At 50.3% G+C, this 17,585-nt stretch carries 13 protein-coding genes; all 13 read right to left on the bottom strand.

The annotated features are described in order from the left end of the window. Positions 1–72: 72 nt before the first annotated feature. Positions 73–3,105, bottom strand: a complete 3,033-nt coding sequence (locus STSP2_RS08180) for a type II secretion system protein GspK (protein ID WP_169853078.1) — start codon at positions 3,103–3,105, stop codon at positions 73–75. A gap of 51 nt (positions 3,106–3,156) precedes the next feature. Further along, positions 3,157–4,326 carry a prepilin-type N-terminal cleavage/methylation domain-containing protein gene (locus tag STSP2_RS08175; protein WP_146661598.1) on the bottom strand — a complete coding sequence of 390 codons (1,170 nt, stop codon included), beginning with the start codon at positions 4,324–4,326 and terminating at the stop codon, positions 3,157–3,159. Positions 4,327–4,356: 30 nt separating this feature from the next. Continuing rightward, positions 4,357–5,391 carry a type IV pilus modification PilV family protein gene (locus STSP2_RS08170; protein ID WP_236782751.1) on the bottom strand — a complete coding sequence of 345 codons (1,035 nt, stop codon included), beginning with the start codon at positions 5,389–5,391 and terminating at the stop codon, positions 4,357–4,359. 42 nt (positions 5,392–5,433) lie between these two features. Next, positions 5,434–6,261 (bottom strand): pilus assembly FimT family protein, encoded by an 828-nt coding sequence (locus tag STSP2_RS08165; protein ID WP_146661594.1) that lies wholly within the window; start codon positions 6,259–6,261, stop codon positions 5,434–5,436. A 21-nt stretch (positions 6,262–6,282) separates the two neighbouring features. Continuing rightward, entirely contained in the window at positions 6,283–7,215 is a 933-nt protein-coding gene (locus STSP2_RS08160; protein ID WP_205848039.1) for a type II secretion system protein, read from the bottom strand. A gap of 11 nt (positions 7,216–7,226) precedes the next feature. Beyond that, the gene (locus STSP2_RS08155) at positions 7,227–8,168 is read right to left on the bottom strand and encodes a type II secretion system protein (RefSeq protein WP_146661590.1); all 942 of its coding nucleotides are present in this window, start codon (positions 8,166–8,168) and stop codon (positions 7,227–7,229) included. A gap of 94 nt (positions 8,169–8,262) precedes the next feature. After that, complete coding sequence (locus tag STSP2_RS08150) at positions 8,263–8,850, bottom strand: type II secretion system protein (RefSeq protein WP_146661588.1); 588 nt, start codon at positions 8,848–8,850, stop codon at positions 8,263–8,265. A 72-nt stretch (positions 8,851–8,922) separates the two neighbouring features. Beyond that, positions 8,923–9,885 (bottom strand): type II secretion system protein, encoded by a 963-nt coding sequence (locus STSP2_RS08145; protein WP_146661586.1) that lies wholly within the window; start codon positions 9,883–9,885, stop codon positions 8,923–8,925. An 88-nt stretch (positions 9,886–9,973) separates the two neighbouring features. Beyond that, complete coding sequence (locus STSP2_RS08140) at positions 9,974–11,215, bottom strand: type II secretion system F family protein (protein WP_146661584.1); 1,242 nt, start codon at positions 11,213–11,215, stop codon at positions 9,974–9,976. Between the two features lie 61 nt (positions 11,216–11,276). Continuing rightward, on the bottom strand, positions 11,277–13,028 hold the full coding sequence (locus STSP2_RS08135; protein WP_146661582.1) for a GspE/PulE family protein: 1,752 nt from the start codon (positions 13,026–13,028) through the stop codon (positions 11,277–11,279). Positions 13,029–13,321: 293 nt separating this feature from the next. Next, positions 13,322–14,440: a type IV pilus twitching motility protein PilT gene (locus tag STSP2_RS08130; protein ID WP_146661581.1), complete on the bottom strand. Its 1,119-nt coding sequence runs from the start codon at positions 14,438–14,440 to the stop codon at positions 13,322–13,324. A gap of 41 nt (positions 14,441–14,481) precedes the next feature. Beyond that, positions 14,482–16,215, bottom strand: coding sequence for a GspE/PulE family protein (locus STSP2_RS08125; RefSeq protein WP_146661579.1), 1,734 nt, complete (start codon positions 16,213–16,215; stop codon positions 14,482–14,484). Between the two features lie 127 nt (positions 16,216–16,342). Beyond that, entirely contained in the window at positions 16,343–17,581 is a 1,239-nt protein-coding gene (locus tag STSP2_RS08120) for a competence/damage-inducible protein A (protein WP_146661577.1), read from the bottom strand. Positions 17,582–17,585: the final 4 nt, after the last annotated feature.

Below are 17,585 nucleotides of genomic sequence, written 5' to 3'. Positions count from 1 at the left end.
ACAGCGATATAAAAAAGACCTCGGCTCAATCACGAGCCGAGGTCTTTTTCTTTTGATACTCAAACTTTCACACTACCGCGGATTTGGTACCGGGTGCAGCGCCACAAGCTCCGGCTCATCGTCCGGGCTGTACACGTTGCTGCGGTCGTAAATTGCGATCATCCTCTTCTGAGGGCCGTTCTCACCCAAGCGGACCGTAATGTACGCGGTGAACACGTCACTGCGTACCGTAAACACATTCGCCACCCGCGAAAGGATATAATCGCGTTCCTCGAAATCGTCCTTCATCAATGGATCCGTGCCGGCAAGATCCTCACTGTCCTCAGCCAATGCCTTGAAACCGGGCACTTCAAGCAGATCACCCAGACTCGCAAACGGTCCGGTAGTATCACGAGACTCAACGATCGCAGCCGCTAGTGCATCCCTGTCCCAGTCACCATTGTCCGGTATCGCAGCCCGAATGACTTCCTTAGTCGCTGTATTGACATTGATCCTGCCCGGCAGATCACCCTCGGGCCGATTCAGCAGACAGACATAATCCAGCAGCGAAACATCCCCAGCCGCAGCAGCTTCAATATCGAAACGAATGTTCGATTCGGCACTGTCGGCTATACGAGACGTCAGCGTATTCGGATCACCGTCAACATGAACCCGCAAACCAGTCGCAACTTTCTCAAGATCAAGCAGCGTCTCTATCGCCTCACCATCATCCGCAACAGGCAACTGGTAACTGTGAGCGTCAGGAAGAGCAGCCGTATTTGGCTGGGTCAAAACCCAATCACCTGCAACGTCAACATATTCACAGCTCCCGGCATCAGCAAACTTCCAGCCGCTTTCATCACGCTCGCACGAGAACTGACCTGCACTGGAATTCTGAGCAGCCTGATCGATCCTGCCTACCAACTCACTTACATCTGCCGAAGGCACCATGTCGACAGCCACATACTCTTGTAGATCGGACGAAAGTTCGCTTGTAGTCGGGTCGAGGCGCATCAGATACACTGCCACATCTCCACCGTCCGGGCTATTAGGATCGTAAGCAGACTTTATCTCGCTAATTATATCCCCGTCCAGCATTGTATTCATGATCTTCTGCCGACCGAAGGGCTCGGCATTGCTATCATTATAAGGACCGACCACTGTACCTGCATATGTAGGTGTAAGTTTGCGAACCTCACCAGTCGAACCGACTCGTACTCCCCATTCATCAAGTGAAAAGGACTTATCATATGGATTCAAAAGACCCAGCCCAACCGAGGTTATCTCAAAAGTACCGCCAACATCCGAACTGGCCATGTAAAACTCTGAAATAAACGGTTGCTTTTCATAGCCGAATACCACCTCGTCGGCCACATCAGTTCCCAACCCAAATTCAATCTCTAATAGAGTGCCGGAACCGTCCGTGATGTCTATCTGGTAGTTTGTAGTATCGTCAAAATTCAAGGCATCAAGACTAACATCAAGTATTAACTGCTGAACTATATCACGATCGATATAGGTGATGTCTTCTGACTGTTGACTGCCGTAGTCAGCATCAGCAAACGGCCCGATCAGCCCATCGGTATTGGTGCCATCCATGTTATCTATCAGATTCGCAACCGCCTGTCCAGCTCGTACTGCAGCATCATGGGGATCTTCATCGGGATACTTTTCAATATAGTAAGCCCTGAATGCGTACAGTGACTGCAGCACTGTCTTGCGCACTTCCAGTTTCTCTTCCTCGGTTGCATCGGGTGGCAGCATCTTTAATTCACGCAGATTCACAGGACCTCGGTACGGCATGAAAATGTCCGCGGCCGCTGGCCCATCGTAATCAGCGTCGATATTATCAATGTACCACTCAACCACTCCGGCAGGCGTAAGGAACTCGTCAGCTCTGTCCCTGTCCAGCAAACCTAACTCGCCATTGACATAAGGGTAAGCCTGCTTGCCCAATTCCCTGTCAAAACTATAGAAAGTGCAGACATGCCGACGGTCATACCTGTATGGAGCAGGATTGGCAGGATCAGACCCATCTGGCAAGGGGTCAGAAAAATTCCGGCTATCCATTCGCCATGACCACCGACCGAAATTGTCGAAATACTCAGTTGCACCGGTGCCCGGATTCCTTGCCTCAAAATTGCCTTCCTCAATCGGTATAGTTAACGTACTGTAAATACCTCCGCCAGAATCAAGGGTGTAGTTAAGAACGTCCTTACGCTCAAAGCGTGACTCTACCTTACTTGTGAGCAAAAATCTGTTCCGGATTTCAAGTTCCTCAGCTATGTCAAAAAGATTAAAAGCTGGCCCAGGTTGCTCAATATTTAGAATAACATTATCATGCCAGAAAGCTGGATTCAAAGAATCAAAGTTAGTATCATAATCTACCCACCTTGCACGTTTAAGATTGTTAGGGTCATTCGTCTCCTCATTCCAACCACCACCACTGTCCAATAAAGCAGCATCTGAGCCTCGAAGGAAACCGTTGTAATCAACTGCCGATAAATACCGCCCCTCACTATCGCCCGGACATTCAAGAGCGGTGTTCAGATTCAGCATCGCGCAATTATCAACTATACGCACTGCCGCATATATATTTTCCCCGCGAGTACCTGTTATGCCGGGCACAATCATCCATATGCTATCGGAAACACCGTCACCGTCTGCATCTGCCAGCAAAGAATCGAAGCTGATAGGTTCATTGTCGGAAACAACATCCGCAACAACATCATTAAAGTTCGCATAACCAGGAAAAACCTCATACAACCTGCTAACCTGATCCCACAGAAATTCGTCATCACCCGGATCAAAAGGCGTGCCGTTATCCGAGTCCAATCCCGGTTCAACCGACGCAAGCCACGGCTGCTGCGCTGTCGGCTCATCGTTCCACGTGCCGTCCGGATCGAACAGATCGTCCACCAGCACCTCGCCGATGTGCGCCGTAACAGCCTGGGCACCTGCGTCTAGCTGTTCGTTTTCGGCTATCGACGAAGTCGCCATCTCTTCCAGCCGGCTCATCATCAGAAAGATCACGCCGATCGCAGCCAGCAGAACGGTAACGACCACCACGAGCAGCAGAGCGGACCCCCGCCTGCAATTATTCGTTGTATTTGCATTAGAATGCATGGTTATACCCCTGAACATAGCTCCCCCGCTTCAAAGCTATAAAAGAACAAATCAGTTCAGCTCAACAATGTAGCTGAATCTCTTGCCGTTCTCGAAAAAACCGTTTTCGTCATGGATCGTAAACGTGAATTTCAACGCCCTGCCCAGCCCCGGCGCTTCCTGCAAAGCCAACGTCCCAGTGCTTGCGTCCGCCGCCCCCGCACCGCTGACTGTAAAATACGTACCGCCGGGTTGATATAGAACCACAGGTGAATCAGCAGAAGAAATGCCTAACGTAGGATCAAGCGGAGAACCTCCAGCATCAACGAATCTGTCCGAATAGTCATCACCGAAATCCCATTCGCCGCTTGGATCAATCTGTGGATACCAGCCCTGAGCAACTTCACTCCATGCCTGAACACGAAATTCACTAACACCCTGGCTCAACAACTGGTGCAGACCTACAGGAGCCCCATCGGGTGTAGCATTGCCAAAAAGATCAACCGTGGAATTGGGCGAAACTATCAGCCCACCCTCATCGCCGGAACTTCCCATCAGATCAATCGCAAATATCTGTGCCAGAAGGTCGGACTTGTCGCTGGCACCGGTTGCAGAGAATGTCAAATTCAACCAGCCGGACATAGTAAGTGCATCAAACTCAAAAAAGCTGTTAGGCACTGAGAACGGAACTGTAGCACCTTGAAGCGTACCGCCGGAAGGATCGGGAAAATCCACGGGATTATCATTCTTATCATAAACAGTCATGGCCGTATAAAGATGCTGTGACCGGGCCAGAATTCTGTTTTGAGGCATCAGATCAATTGCAGAATTCCCTCCTGGATCACTTGCAAGTGCATAGCAGACACGTGCCAGGTTCCCATTGAGCATCTGACCGTCTGTGCTAGTCGTGTCGGTTCGCCATGTTCCATACGTCGCAAAATCTCCATCCGCGAAGAACATGATCCGATCCAGCCGGACGTACTCATCTGTCGTACCGTCGCCGTCATGATCCAACGGAACCGCCTGCCATGCGACCGCAACCTCGCCGGTCTCCTGCAGCCCGCGAAAATCCGCCTCTAGCTGCTGTGTGATCGCCCGCAGCTTGCTCGACACTTCCGACGTCGCCTTGGCCGCCCGATGCGCCTTGATTGCCTCGCTGAAAACCACGCCAGAACCGACCAGCAACGCCAGCAGCAGCGCCATGGCAAGCATGAGCTCAATTATCGTAAATCCTTTTCTCATAAGCTGAAAACCAGCCCAATTTAAAGTCAATTAAAACCGCAGCATATTCTTATGATAAACGCCCACGCACGGACTCTTGCCGCCACCAATAGCATGAGGAATAAACCAGACAGGCCAATCTTTTAGATAGGCTTCTACTTCCCCTGGGGTATCAACCCAACTGGGATATGTCATAGAAAAATCCTTTGCTAGAATAGCAGTCAAGACATCACCTTTAACTGCGTCACTTTTATCATCTGCACTTTCAGTAATTTCAATATTAGATATTGCTAGCAACCTACCAGCCCTATCGTCAACGACAGAAACATTCTCAGTCATAAACTTCGCGAGCTTGAGGTTTTCTTTTTTATCGTAACTCAGGTCTGATGATGTCAACCAGGAAACTTCGAACCCCGTAATCAACCCACCTTGAATTTTGTAGTCAACAAAAACCCTCATCGGCCGAGGCAATGGACTTGTAATGAGATTGCCGGAAACATTTACATAGGGATAAACCTTGTTTTCGATTCCCAGCCTGCAAACGAATACCACAGCATCAAATGTGCGATCCGTGACGGCAAAATTATCAACATCATCATTATACTTACACAAAGCAGACCAGTGATAATGCTTGGGACCGTCAAAGGTCTCAGTGGACGGGTAAGCAGTCTCGTTGGAAAAATCCCATATATCATTACCCTCGCCGTCCTTAGCAAGAGGATCCCACGGCCAACCAGTCACATCCACCAGGTCTACATAGACATCATTAACTCCCGTCGTGACAAGAGTTCCATCAACATCATTTGGCACAATGTAGGCATACTTATCGCTTGCCGCCACTGCTTGATAACGTATGTTTGCATTATCAACGGTCTCTTGATCAACGTTAGCTACGCCATACAACGGCATCTTCACCGCCGCTTCATCCGCCGCGACCGCGCCGATGGTCCTTTCGGTCGACATCGCGGTCAGCTTGATAGCCGCGGGCCACATCGCCACGATCAGCATAAAGCCGACCGCCAGTATGCCCGCCGCGATCATAACCTCCAGCAGCGAAAACCCCTTGTTTTTATATCCAAAGCTCATCAAGCTTCTGTTCCCATCCCGATCCACGGAAAGATCAAAAAATCATTTATTAACAACTTCGCCCGTGTACGAATTTATATAAACGTTTTCGGCATTTCTTAAATATCGCGTCCACCTCATAGTTGGCGGCACCTTTTCAAACGCAAGTCGATCACACACAATAAAACTCTTTCGCGAAGTCTCAGGGCCGTAACCAAGATCGGGTGAATAATCAGCTCCAGTCAGACAATACCCATCTTGGTAAAAAAGAGCGGCACCAGATTCGACTGCTGCTTTTTTGTTAAATATCTTGTCGTCGCTAAGTTGGTCATTCGATTCCGTGTTTGGTATACCTTCCCTATTCCTGACACGAACAGATCTTGCAATCAATCTTCCAGAAGGGCCAAATACTACAGAAAACGTCGAGGTTTCATTTAATTCAACATTTTCATCAAAAGCTTCATTATCACCACCTCGGTGCTCTTCTTTGACAACGACTTTGAAACCTTTTTTTTCCCGTACAATATTTGAATATCCATCTAATACTAACACTTGCTCAGGCAACTTGTTGGGTTTCCTACCTGGCACCGCTCTAAATCCATTTGCATCCAGCTCCGTTGCGCCAGGATCATAAATTACCAGCACCATATACTGTCTGCCGTCGCGGGCCCGCTGAAAACGCACGCCTGCGTACGTCTGCTCCTTCAGCGCTATCGCTCTGGCATTGCCCAGAGCCTTGCTGATCACCGTCTTTACGTTGCTGCCGGAATTGAACGACTCCTGAATAGACTTGACCGCGGGCACACCGATCGCCACCAGCACCGCGATGATCGCGATCACCACGAGCAGCTCAGTAAGCGTATAACCGATTTTGCGCTGTTTACGTGCCATCAAAGCCCCGCCCATCGAAGATTATTTCTTGTCGAAATTATAAATGTCATCACTTGTACCATAACGCCCGTCAGCACCGGCACTGTGCAGAATAAACGACTGTGCCCGGTAAGGCCTCGAGTTAGTAGAAAAATTCGGGTTTTCGATTTTTTTCAAAAAGTAGTCCCAAAATGTACCCGGTCCGTTCAACATATTCGCACCTTGAACTGATGGAGCAGAACCAAGCCCATATATCACCCTATTGCAAATAGGATTGTATACATTCTTATCAGTATTATAGTACAAATAGTCAGTTGTACCCAGTTCTGAATGCCCAAATTTAGACGTATTGGCTTTATAATAAAGAACCGGCATGCCGGTTTGTTCCCCGGATATTCGACTCTTAACTAAACCATACTCATCACTAAGCACAAAAGTAGCTGGATTAAGACTGGTCGACGTTAAAGCAGTATCGGGATAAATTGCGGAAAGACGCGTAGCATTTGCGTTTTCGATTTCAACGTAAGGCCCCTGCCTGGTACCTATTGGCCGCTGTTCATCAGTGACAGGATCCGTGTACATTCCATAAAAACTCATGTCACCATTGAAACTACTGCCTGTATTAACACCAAACCCGTCCTGGCCAATGATCGCCTCAGCCAGCCTCTGCGCACCCGTATATGACGTATATTCATATGTACCAGATACATCGCCACCAACAAGCACATCCGGCGGATAATCACCGAAATCGTTTTTAAACGCCTCCAGCCCCACCTCGAGCGTGCTGAACTGTGCCTTTTGTTTGACACGGTTGGCCGTATCCCGCACCATGCTCAGCGCCGGCACGAGCATGCCAATCACAACTGCGATAATACCGATCGTTACCAGCATTTCGACCAGCGTAAAACCGACATTCCGTTTATTATTTCTTCTCGCAAACATTTGCTCTACTCCAAAAAGCTTTCGCTTTAACATTGCCGCCCCGATTACCGGTCAAAATTGGTCACGTCGTCCTTCGTACCGAACAAACCGTCGTACCCAGCCGACCACAGAATATAGCCGTCCTTATTGTACGGCCTGTAATAGTCTTCACGCGACCGTGGATTGGTTATCATTTCGTAAAATTTCACTGCGGTCAGCTTGTGGGTATAGTCGTCATTGCTCAAAAGGTCCTGTGTAGCTTCCAGATGACCCAACGGCATTAACCCGCTATTATCATTGTAGTTGTATATCCAATCGTTAAAGATAGTGGGGTCGGTTATCCCCGACACATCCTTTGCATGCCTGCTCGAACCGCGATTTGCCTTATAATACAGAACCGGCGTACCGACTTTCACTTTCTCGCCGCCATAAGTGATCCGTCTGAGATCAAACGTGTCCGTCAGTACCGGCCCGCTGTTCCATTCCTCATCACTGCAATGTACTACGTCCGTCCCGCTGCCAGTTCCATAAGTATCATAGAGCTCGTCAACCTCGATCGCGACCGAATCATCCAGCGGAAAAGACGGCGGGTACCGCCTGTTGAGACTGCGTCTGCCGATGTCCGTTGTTTCGTCATTGCGATAAAGACTTGCGATACTGGCCTCGTCGCCGACATGCCACTTCGACTTGGGATCAAAGCCCCGCTCGTCCCTGCCCACCAGCGCCTCTGCCAGATGCTGCGCGCCATACACCCATTTACTGGTAGCAGGATCCTGCACTGCCTTCGATTCGGGCAGACTGCCGTGCCTTTTTTTGAAAAGCTCGAGCCCCACTTCCATACTGTGTATCTGCGCCTTCTGCTTGAGCGCCTTCGCACGCTTGCTGAACGCGTGCATACCCGGCACAAGCACACCGATAAGCAGCATGATTATGCCTATAACGACCAGCAGTTCCATAAGACTGAAACCGGATCGAACCTTATATCTCAAATGCCTTTCAGCAGTCATATCTATATCCTCTACTAGGATCACGGTTGCTGCAAGATCACTACCGCAGCCTGTCACGCCACAGCCGAATCACAGCCGAAGCAATGCAATACATCTATTCACTTGTCACGTCGTCCTGCGTAAATAACTCTTTATCAGGCCCTGCAAATCTCAGTTCGGGAAAAACATCCCCCGCCGAATATGTGTACTGCAGAGCGTTGCCCCACGGATCGACAATTCGAACAAGATCGATTCTAATGTCACCGTATTCAGCAACAAGAGCACTGCCCGCCGCGTCTTTGTTCGTTGTCACTCCGCCGCTAAGCGAATCAACAAATCCTTTGCTCCGTGCGCAATTGTCCAGAACATAAAACAAAGCTTCGCTCGATGCATATTCCGGCGGATTGGCAGCATCCACCGTAACAGTCCCGTCAGGTAATCCTAGCTGAGATTCCAGCACCGACTCCAGGGACGCATTATTAAATGAAACATCGGCCTCGAACGGAAACTCACTGGTAAACTCCAGGTACTGCTCGATCGCGGTGACAAGCACTTCGATCGTACTGTTGGCGAGCCTTTCGTCCGCCTGCTCTTTGAGACTCTTGCCGAGCCCGAGAACCAGCGACACGAGCACGCCGATCACGGCAATAACCGTAAGCGCCTCCACCAGCGTAAAACCGGATTTTCTATCGCAAGCTCTCATATTCTCGCTTTCTAACAAAGCCATCAGCACACAGCAACAAGCAAAACAAAGGGGCACGAAACTTCTAGTTGGCTAATTCTCTTTTGTGAAGTTGGTAATATCATCACTTGTGCCGTACAGACCATCCTTACCTGCTGAGATCAGGATATAAGTCTTAGCCTTGTAAGGAGAACTGATGGCAGATATCTTGTCATTGACGATCATATCATCAAAATCAGCCATATCGTTTGTGTCGTTAACGGCGCCAGACAGTGCCGCAATATTTGTACCTGCACCAACTTCGCCGTCAGCCAGCGGATGCGCGTTGCCGGTCACAGGATCTCCAAGATTTACGAGATTGAAGTTGTCAGAGTAATCATAGATATCGTCGTCAATATTACTTCCTGAGCCTGTGAAATCGTTAGCGGAATCCTGTTCATACCGATCCTTGTGAGCCTTAAAGTACAGTATTGGCATACCTGTCTTTACACCGGAATATCTTCCTTTTGCGAAAACATCACAAAGTACATAGTTGGCAAAATTCGTATCAAACTCACCGCCTTCATTGGTTTTGTAGATGTCCCAAAGCTCAAAAGCATTCGCATTCTCAAGCTCTATAAACTGCTCTTCGCGTTCTTCCAGATTTTGCTGGTTTGTATCATAAATAGTAACCGAATCGTCAGGGGACAATCCATCATTCATAAACTCAGACTTAGGATGAACACCAAGTAGGTCCCAGCCTACCATTGCCTCAGCGAGTTTGTTAGCACCAGCATACGTTTCAGCCGCACCGTCCAAAGCGCCGTCACCATCTTTATCCATATACATGTTGTCGCCGCTCTCGGGATACATGCCGAACTCATTTTTGAATAACTCGACACCGACCTCGATAGCATGAAACTGCGACTTCTGCTGGATCTCTTTGCTGTAGTCCCTGACCATATTAAGGGCCGGCACCAGCAGCGCGATCAGAATCGCGATCACGCCCATCACTGTCAGCAGCTCCACGATCGAAAAGCCCGACCTCAAGCTCGCAAACTTTTTCTCAGTTCTCATTTATCTGTCCTTTCCACTTGCAAAATATTGTATCGTATCATTTCTTTTCAAGGCCAGCACCCTCAACTTCACCGACCACATTCAACTACTACATAAGAACCTGGATGATCTTAACCATCGGCAGGAACATCGCCAGAACGATGGTACCAACCATACCACCCAGGAAGATGATCATAATAGGCTCGAGCAGCGACATCAGCGAACCTACCAGCACGTCCGCCTCTTCGTCAAAGTTGTTCGCAACCTTCTCGAGCATCTTATCCAGGTCACCTGTCTCTTCACCAACGTCCACCATATTCACCACGATAGAGTCGACCGTCTTAGAGGCCCGCAGCGGATTCGCAAAGCTGTCGCCCTGCCGGATCGAATGGTGAACCTTTTCGAGCATCCTCGCATAAACTTCGTTACCGGATGTATCCCGCGCAATGTTGATCGCTTCGAGAATCGGAACACCCGCACTGATCAGCGTACCCAGCGTTCGCGTCCAGCGGGCAACGGCTGTCTTATAAACGATCTTCTTAATAACGGGCGTGTGCAGCTTGACCTGGTCCACCACGTAACGTCCGTTTCGGAACTGTTTTATGAACTTGACAAATGCGATAATAACGAAAGGCGACGCAACGACCATACCGGCGTTCCACCAGTTACACAGCCAGTCACTAAGATCCAGAAGCTTCTGCGTAAGCCACGGAAGATCCGCACCGTCACCCATGTCACTCAGTACTTCGGCAAACGTGGGTATCACAAAGATCATCAGACCAAGAACGATCGCGATCGCAGCGGTCATAACCACGACCGGATAAACCATCGCACCCTTGATCTTACTCTTGAGCCGTTCACTCTTTTCCAGAAAGTCCGCAAGACGCGAGAGAATAACGTCAAGCACACCACCAACCTCACCGGCAGCAACCATGTTAACAAACAGCTCACTGAAGCACTTCGGGTGTTTCGCCATAGCTTCGGAAAGAGTCGCCCCGCCCTCGATATCTTCAGCGAGATATCCCACGACTCGTTTGAGCGTTCCGGGTTTCTGCTGCTGCTCCAGGATCCTCAGCGAGCGCAGGATCGCAAGTCCCGCATCCTGAAGCGTGGAAAGCTGTCGTGAGAACTGACAGATCTGCTTGGTCTTGACCTTACCGCTTCGGCGTTTCTTCTGCCGGCCGGTCTTCTTGACCTGGGTTTTCTTAGAACCACCCTTGGCTTCGACCTTGGTCGGGAAAAGACCCTTGTTCTTCAGCTTACTGATGGCTTCATCACTACTGAGCGCATCGATCTCGGCCTTTACTTCCTTGCCCTTGGCGTCCAATGCTTCATACTTGAATTTTGCCATTCCTAAAACCTCCCGGCAAGCCCCTCGGCCGGCCTGATAATAAGGTTCTCAATTATTTCGGCTATCCGGTTTCCCCGATCATCGTCTCGCGGGCAACTTCACTTATCGTCGTCTGACCGTCAAAGATCAGCTCCAGACCGTTCTCACGCAGAAGCTTCATGCCGCTCTTTCTGGCAGCGTCACGCAAAATATTCGTCGAGGCCTGGTTCATTATCAGGTCCCGGAGCTCGTCATCCATCGACATGATCTCGAAAAGACCCAGACGGCCCTTGAAACCGGTCTTGTTACATTTTTCACATCCCTTGCCGTAGAAGAACTTCTTGTCCTTCACGTCCTCAGGCGTCAGGTCCAGTTCCATCAGCTCTTCTTCACTCGGATCGTATTGCGTCTTGCAATTCAGACATACCTTTCGCACCAGTCTCTGTGCAACAACGCCCTCGAGCGATGCCGTAACAAGGAAGTGCTCCAGCCCCAGGTCGACCAGACGGGCAATAGTACTCGGAGCATCGTTGGTATGGACAGTAGTAAGTACAAGGTGACCTGTAAGCGAAGCCTCGATCGCAATCTTCGCCGTATCCAAGTCCCGAATTTCACCGACCATAACGATATCCGGGTCCTGACGCAGAATGGAACGCAGGCAACGTGGGAACGTCAGACCGATATCTGAATTGATCTGCACCTGCATCAAGCCGTCAATGTCATATTCGACCGGATCTTCGGTCGTGATTATCTTCGTCCCGACCGTGTTAAGGTCTTTTAGAGCGGAATAAAGCGTCGTAGTCTTACCGCAGCCCGTCGGACCGGTAACAACCACGATACCGTTTGGTTTATGGATCAACTGACGGAAAACGTTCTCTTCCCGCTCCCTGAAACCGAGTTTTGAAATATCCAGATTCACCTGGGCCCGGTCGAGAATACGAAGCACAACGCTTTCGCCGAACATCGTGGGCAGAATACTCACACGCAAGTCGACCGGCCGCCCTGCCACCGTCAGCGGAATACGACCGTCCTGCGGCAGCCGCCTCTCAGCGATATCCAGGTCAGCCATAACCTTAATACGTGAAGCCAGCGCCACCGCGATATGCTTGGGCGGCGGAACCATCTCATACAGCACGCCGTCAATACGATAACGCATCTTGAACTCGTCCTCGAACGGCTCAAAATGAATATCCGCAGCACCGTCACGAATGGCCTGCAGCAGTACGAGGTTAAGAAGACGCTTAACCGGACTAGAATCAGCCAGTTCCTGCAGCTCATCAAGATCGATACTGGCGTCCCGGCCGTCCATCTCCAGCAACTGACCATCCGCCTCGATCTCACCCAGAATCTCGCTCATGCTCTCGTTCTGTTCCGGGTAATACCTTTCCAGAGCTTCCTCGACCTCGGACTCATCGGCTATCTTGGTCACTATAGTATGGCCTGTAACCGTACCCAGATCCTCCGCGGTCCTGAAATTCTCGGCATTGTCTACCACCACAACAAGCTCGTTGCGCCCGGCATTGAATTCGATGGGAATGGCCCGGTAGTTGCGAGCCGTTTCAGAAGGGAGTTTCTCGATGATTTTGTCGGGAACTGCGACATTGCCCAACTCGCAGAATTCCAGACCTTTCTGGCCCGCCAGGGCAATTTTGAGATCCTGATCCGTAATAAGATCAAGTTCCTTGAGAACCTCACCAAGCTTTTTATCCCCCCCTTGTTTTTTCTGTACCTTGAGTGCCTCGTGAACTTTATCACGAGTCAAAACCCCCATTTTAATAAGCACTCGGCCGAGCTGACGACCTTTTAACTGCCGTACAGGAGGAACTGTGGCCATTTGAAACTCTCCAATGAATTCCGCACGCTCAAAGCATGCATATCAAATCTATTTACATCATACACCGTTAAATCGTCGATTTCAAGCCCATAAGAGCATGGACACTTAGTAAATAAGACACTTGTCCGGTGCCAGCCCTTCTTCGAAGGACTCAAAATCCACCAGAATCCGAAGAAATTACCCTCTAAAACAGGATTTCTTATCGGACCCTGAACTCAGAAAGAACAAGCGTTGCCGCTGAAAAATAACGCAACAACGCTTGATTTTTACTAATTAAGCACAACTTTTTCGGCTCAAGCACCAATAATGGGACGAATGTCTTCAAGATGCTTGCCCTCTCGACGAGCCTTGGCATCGGCCTTCTCTTTCAATTCGGATGGGTTGCGCGCCTTGTCCAGCATCTCCTGAAGCTCGATCTTGTCTTCGGCATACAGGTCCCAGAGGTGATCATCCAGCAACTGCATACCTACGTTCTTACCCGTCTGAATGCTCGATTCGATACGATACGTCTTATTCTCACGGATCAGGTTCGAAATAGCCGGCGTCACAAGCATAAACTCATAAGCAGCCACACGACCCTTGCCGCCCTTGAGCGGGCAAAGCGTCTGACTTAGCACCGCGATCAGGTTCGTACTGAGCTGAACTCGGATCTGCTCCTGCTGACTTACCGGGAACGCATCGATCAAACGGTTAATCGTACCCTGGCAACCCGTGGTGTGAAGTGTCCCGAATACAAGGTGTCCAGTCTCAGCAGCCGTAATAGCGGCTTCGATCGTCTCCAGGTCACGAAGCTCACCCACCAGAATAACATCAGGGTCCTGACGCAAAGCACGCTTTAACGCCTCGGCAAAGCTCGTAACATCGATTCCCACCTCACGCTGGTTCACGATGGCCTTCTTATGATAGTGATAGTACTCGATCGGCTCTTCAACCGTGATAATATGCACATCGAGATTAGTGTTGATGTAGTCGATCATGCTCGCCAGCGTCGTCGATTTACCACTACCCGTCGGCCCTGTAACCAGGAAAAGCCCTCTCGGACGTCGACAAAGCGCCGCCGCGACCTTGGGCAGACCGATCTGCTCGAAACTGAGCAGTTCGTACGGAATAAGACGCAGAACCATCGAAATATGGCTTCTTTGCTTAAAAATAGCGGTCCTGAATCGCCCTTTATCGCCAAATGCAAAACCAAAGTCCGTACTTCCCGTCTCCTGAAGCTCCTGCTGATTCTTGTCAGGCGTAATACTCTTCATCAAAGCAGACGTATCATCGGGGTCCATAACCTTCGTGTCCAGCGAACGCAGCCGGCCTCGAATACGCAGGACGGGAGGTCTGCCGGTAACGATATGAAGGTCGGAGCCGCCCATTTTAATACACGCTTCAAGCAATCTGTCAATATGTACTGTAGCCATCTTGCAATCCTATGAAATACAAATAAATACGATATGCAATGTTATTCGTCGATAAGGTCTTCACTCTGGGCAACACGTGCAACTTCCTGAGGAGTTGTCACGCCGCGGAAAACCTTCCTTTTGCCGTCATCGAGCAGGGTTTTCATGCCGCCCGCCCTGGCCGCTTTTCGCAGTTCACTCGCCGGAGCCCTCGCAAACGCCAGTTCACGGATCTGATTATTGAGCTCGAGCATTTCGAAAATAGCCATTCGCCCCTTATAACCAGTCCCCTGGCATGCAGCACAGCCCTTACCCTTGTAGAGCGTATGGTTTTTAATGTCCTGAGGCTTGATGCCCAGCAGCCGCAGAAAACGCGGATCAGGATCCTTGTCTTCCGCCTTGCACTTCTTACATATAACCCTGACCAGCCGCTGAGCCATGATCGCCTGAATGGAACTTGCCACCAGGAAAGGCTTTACACCCATATCGATCAGACGGGTGATCGCGCTGGGAGCATCGTTGGTATGTAGCGTACTAAACACCAGGTGACCCGTTAGTGCCGCCTGAATAGCGATATCCGCCACCAGAGCATCACGAATCTCACCCACAAGAATTACGTTTGGTGCCTGACGCAGCATGGAACGCAGGATCTTGTCAAAAGTAAGCCCGATCTCCGTTCGAACCTGGCACTGGTTGATTCCCTGAACATTATACTCAACCGGATCCTCAGCCGTGATGATCTTCGTATCAGGCCGGTTCAGCTCCTTAAGCGCCGAATAAAGCGTCGTAGTCTTACCACTACCGGTCGGGCCTGTCACCAGGAAAATACCGTTCGGACGCTTGATTATATTCTGGAACTGTTCGTAGTTGTCCTGCTCAAAACCAAGTGCCTGAATACCGATATTAACCGAATCAGGCCGCAAAATACGCAATACCGTACTTTCACCGTGGTAAGCAGGCAGAGTCGAAACACGGAAGTCGATATCGCTGTTATCGATGTGCCGTTTGATACGACCGTCCTGAGGCAGCCTTCGCTCACCGATATCGATACCCGACAAAATCTTCATACGAGCAAGCAGAGGCCCCTGCATATTCTTGGGAATATTGTCCCGCTCGATACAAACACCATCCACACGATAGCGGATCCTCACCCTGTCACCCAACGGCTCAAGGTGAATATCACTCGCGTTCATGCGAACCGCTTCGTCGATCAGCAGATTAACGAGCTTAATAATTGGCCCGTCGTCGCCCTCATCCTCCTGAGCCTTGCGGATCGTAGCCTCTAACGACTGACCCGCTTCTTCGAGTTCCGCGGTTGTAGCATCGATACTGCTCGCGATCTCATCGATGCTGTGCTTGAATTCATCCTCTTCCTCATCCTCGAGCCTGTCCTTGATCTTAGAAGGCGCCGCAAGACAGGGCTCGATCTCACAATTCAACCTGAAACGCAGCATATCAAGCAGGTCCAGATCCATTGGATCGCTGATAATGACTCGCATTGCCCCATTATTCTGCTCCAGAGGCAGCACCTGATGCTTTTTGCGTATCTCATCGGGAATGAGCTTCATCGCGCTGTCGGGTATATCAACCTTGTCGAGATTGACATATTTGAACCCGAATTGATGAGCAAGCGCTTTTGCTATCTGGCTCTCGCTGGCTTTGCCGGTTTCTATTAGCTGTTCACCAAGCCTTCGCCCGTTCTTCCTGGCCTCTTTGATAGCCTTGATCAGCGTTTCTTTGTCTACCAGCTTACTCCGGTAGAGTATCTCGCCTAGTTTCTTGCGTTTCTTAGACATGCTAACCTATTAACTAAGTCGGAATTCTTACAAAATGCCCATACAAACGACCACCAGTAAAGCTTCGGCGCAATTTCAGGGCGAAGTTATCACAAATTTTTGATTATACCAACCTCTACCCGCCCGGTCAACTGTTCAGTTTGCGACGCACAATATCCAATGCAACCATCGCAGCCCTCTGGCGAACCAGCTCACGGGTGTGCGAAAAAACCCTTCTCTCGACGTAAGAATCACCACGGAAATCGACAGAGATATATACTAGGCCCACCGGTTTTTGTTCGGTTCCGCCGCCAGGACCCGCAATCCCCGTTATCCCAATACCGATATCGGTCCCGGCCCGCTTTCGTGCTCCCTGCGCCATCGCAGCCGCAACCTCCGCGCTGACCGCACCTTTTTGTTCGATCAGCCTCGCATCGACCGCAAGCTCACTGATCTTCGCATTGTTGCTGTAAGTAACCCACCCGCTCAAGAAATATCTGCTCGATCCGGGCGTATCAGTAAGCATCTTCGCCACCAGCCCGCCCGTACAGCTCTCTGCGACAGTAATTGTCATCCCCCTCTCTGCCAGCAACTCTCCAACCACCTGTCCCAGCGTCTGATCATCCTCGCCAAAGACCAGCTCTCCCAGCCTTTCACGGATATCCTGTCTTACAGGCTCGATCAGTTTCTCCGCCTCTGCAACAGTCTTCCCTCTTGCCACCATGTGCAGCGTGATCACCCCGCCTCTGACCGTACAATTGACCAGCGGCTCACGATTCCGCTTCATCATATCGCCCAGCAAATCAGCGATCGTCGATTCACCCGTGCCGAAACACCGGAGCTTTCTTACGACAACGACTTCTCCGCCATCCAACTGTGCGAGTTCTCCGGAAATTTGCTCATCGAACATCTTCCTCATCTCCACGGGCACGCCCGGCATGCAGGCAAATATCTTCCCGTCTTTTTCAGCAAGTATCCCGCACGCGGTTCCGAGGTCGTTTGGTATATCCTTTGTGCCCACGGGCATAATGCCCTGCCGTTTGTTCGTCTCGGCCATCTCGATCCCGCGTTTTGCGAAAAACCTGCGTATCCTCTCGACAAGCTCCTCGCGTAATTCCAGCTCTACCCTGAGAAATCCTGCAAGAGCATCCCGCGTGATATCGTCATCCGTAGGCCCCAGCCCTCCGGTAACCAGAACCACCTCCGCCTTTCGTCCACCCAGAATGAGTGCTTCTTTTATCGCATCGATATCGTCGGGCACAACACTGGTCCCGACCACGGCAATACCTTTTTCCAACAGCCTGCCCGCCAGCCAGGCAGCATTTGTGTCCGCCGTCTGCCCCGCCAGTATTTCATTGCCAACACTCACCAGATACGCTTTTGCCATACCC

This window comes from Anaerohalosphaera lusitana (assembly GCF_002007645.1).
Classification (GTDB): Bacteria; Planctomycetota; Phycisphaerae; order Sedimentisphaerales; family Anaerohalosphaeraceae; genus Anaerohalosphaera; species Anaerohalosphaera lusitana.
This window is presented reverse-complemented; position numbering and strand designations above follow the sequence as displayed.

Coding starts and splice junctions, on each gene's coding strand:
- STSP2_RS08180 (WP_169853078.1), bottom strand. CDS start 3,105: ATGCATTCTAATGCAAATACAACGAATAATTGCAGGCGGGGGTCCGCT.
- STSP2_RS08175 (WP_146661598.1), bottom strand. CDS start 4,326: ATGAGAAAAGGATTTACGATAATTGAGCTCATGCTTGCCATGGCGCTG.
- STSP2_RS08170 (WP_236782751.1), bottom strand. CDS start 5,391: ATGAGCTTTGGATATAAAAACAAGGGGTTTTCGCTGCTGGAGGTTATG.
- STSP2_RS08165 (WP_146661594.1), bottom strand. CDS start 6,261: ATGGCACGTAAACAGCGCAAAATCGGTTATACGCTTACTGAGCTGCTC.
- STSP2_RS08160 (WP_205848039.1), bottom strand. CDS start 7,215: ATGTTAAAGCGAAAGCTTTTTGGAGTAGAGCAAATGTTTGCGAGAAGA.
- STSP2_RS08155 (WP_146661590.1), bottom strand. CDS start 8,168: ATGACTGCTGAAAGGCATTTGAGATATAAGGTTCGATCCGGTTTCAGT.
- STSP2_RS08150 (WP_146661588.1), bottom strand. CDS start 8,850: ATGAGAGCTTGCGATAGAAAATCCGGTTTTACGCTGGTGGAGGCGCTT.
- STSP2_RS08145 (WP_146661586.1), bottom strand. CDS start 9,885: ATGAGAACTGAGAAAAAGTTTGCGAGCTTGAGGTCGGGCTTTTCGATC.
- STSP2_RS08140 (WP_146661584.1), bottom strand. CDS start 11,215: ATGGCAAAATTCAAGTATGAAGCATTGGACGCCAAGGGCAAGGAAGTA.
- STSP2_RS08135 (WP_146661582.1), bottom strand. CDS start 13,028: ATGGCCACAGTTCCTCCTGTACGGCAGTTAAAAGGTCGTCAGCTCGGC.
- STSP2_RS08130 (WP_146661581.1), bottom strand. CDS start 14,440: ATGGCTACAGTACATATTGACAGATTGCTTGAAGCGTGTATTAAAATG.
- STSP2_RS08125 (WP_146661579.1), bottom strand. CDS start 16,215: ATGTCTAAGAAACGCAAGAAACTAGGCGAGATACTCTACCGGAGTAAG.
- STSP2_RS08120 (WP_146661577.1), bottom strand. CDS start 17,581: ATGGCAAAAGCGTATCTGGTGAGTGTTGGCAATGAAATACTGGCGGGG.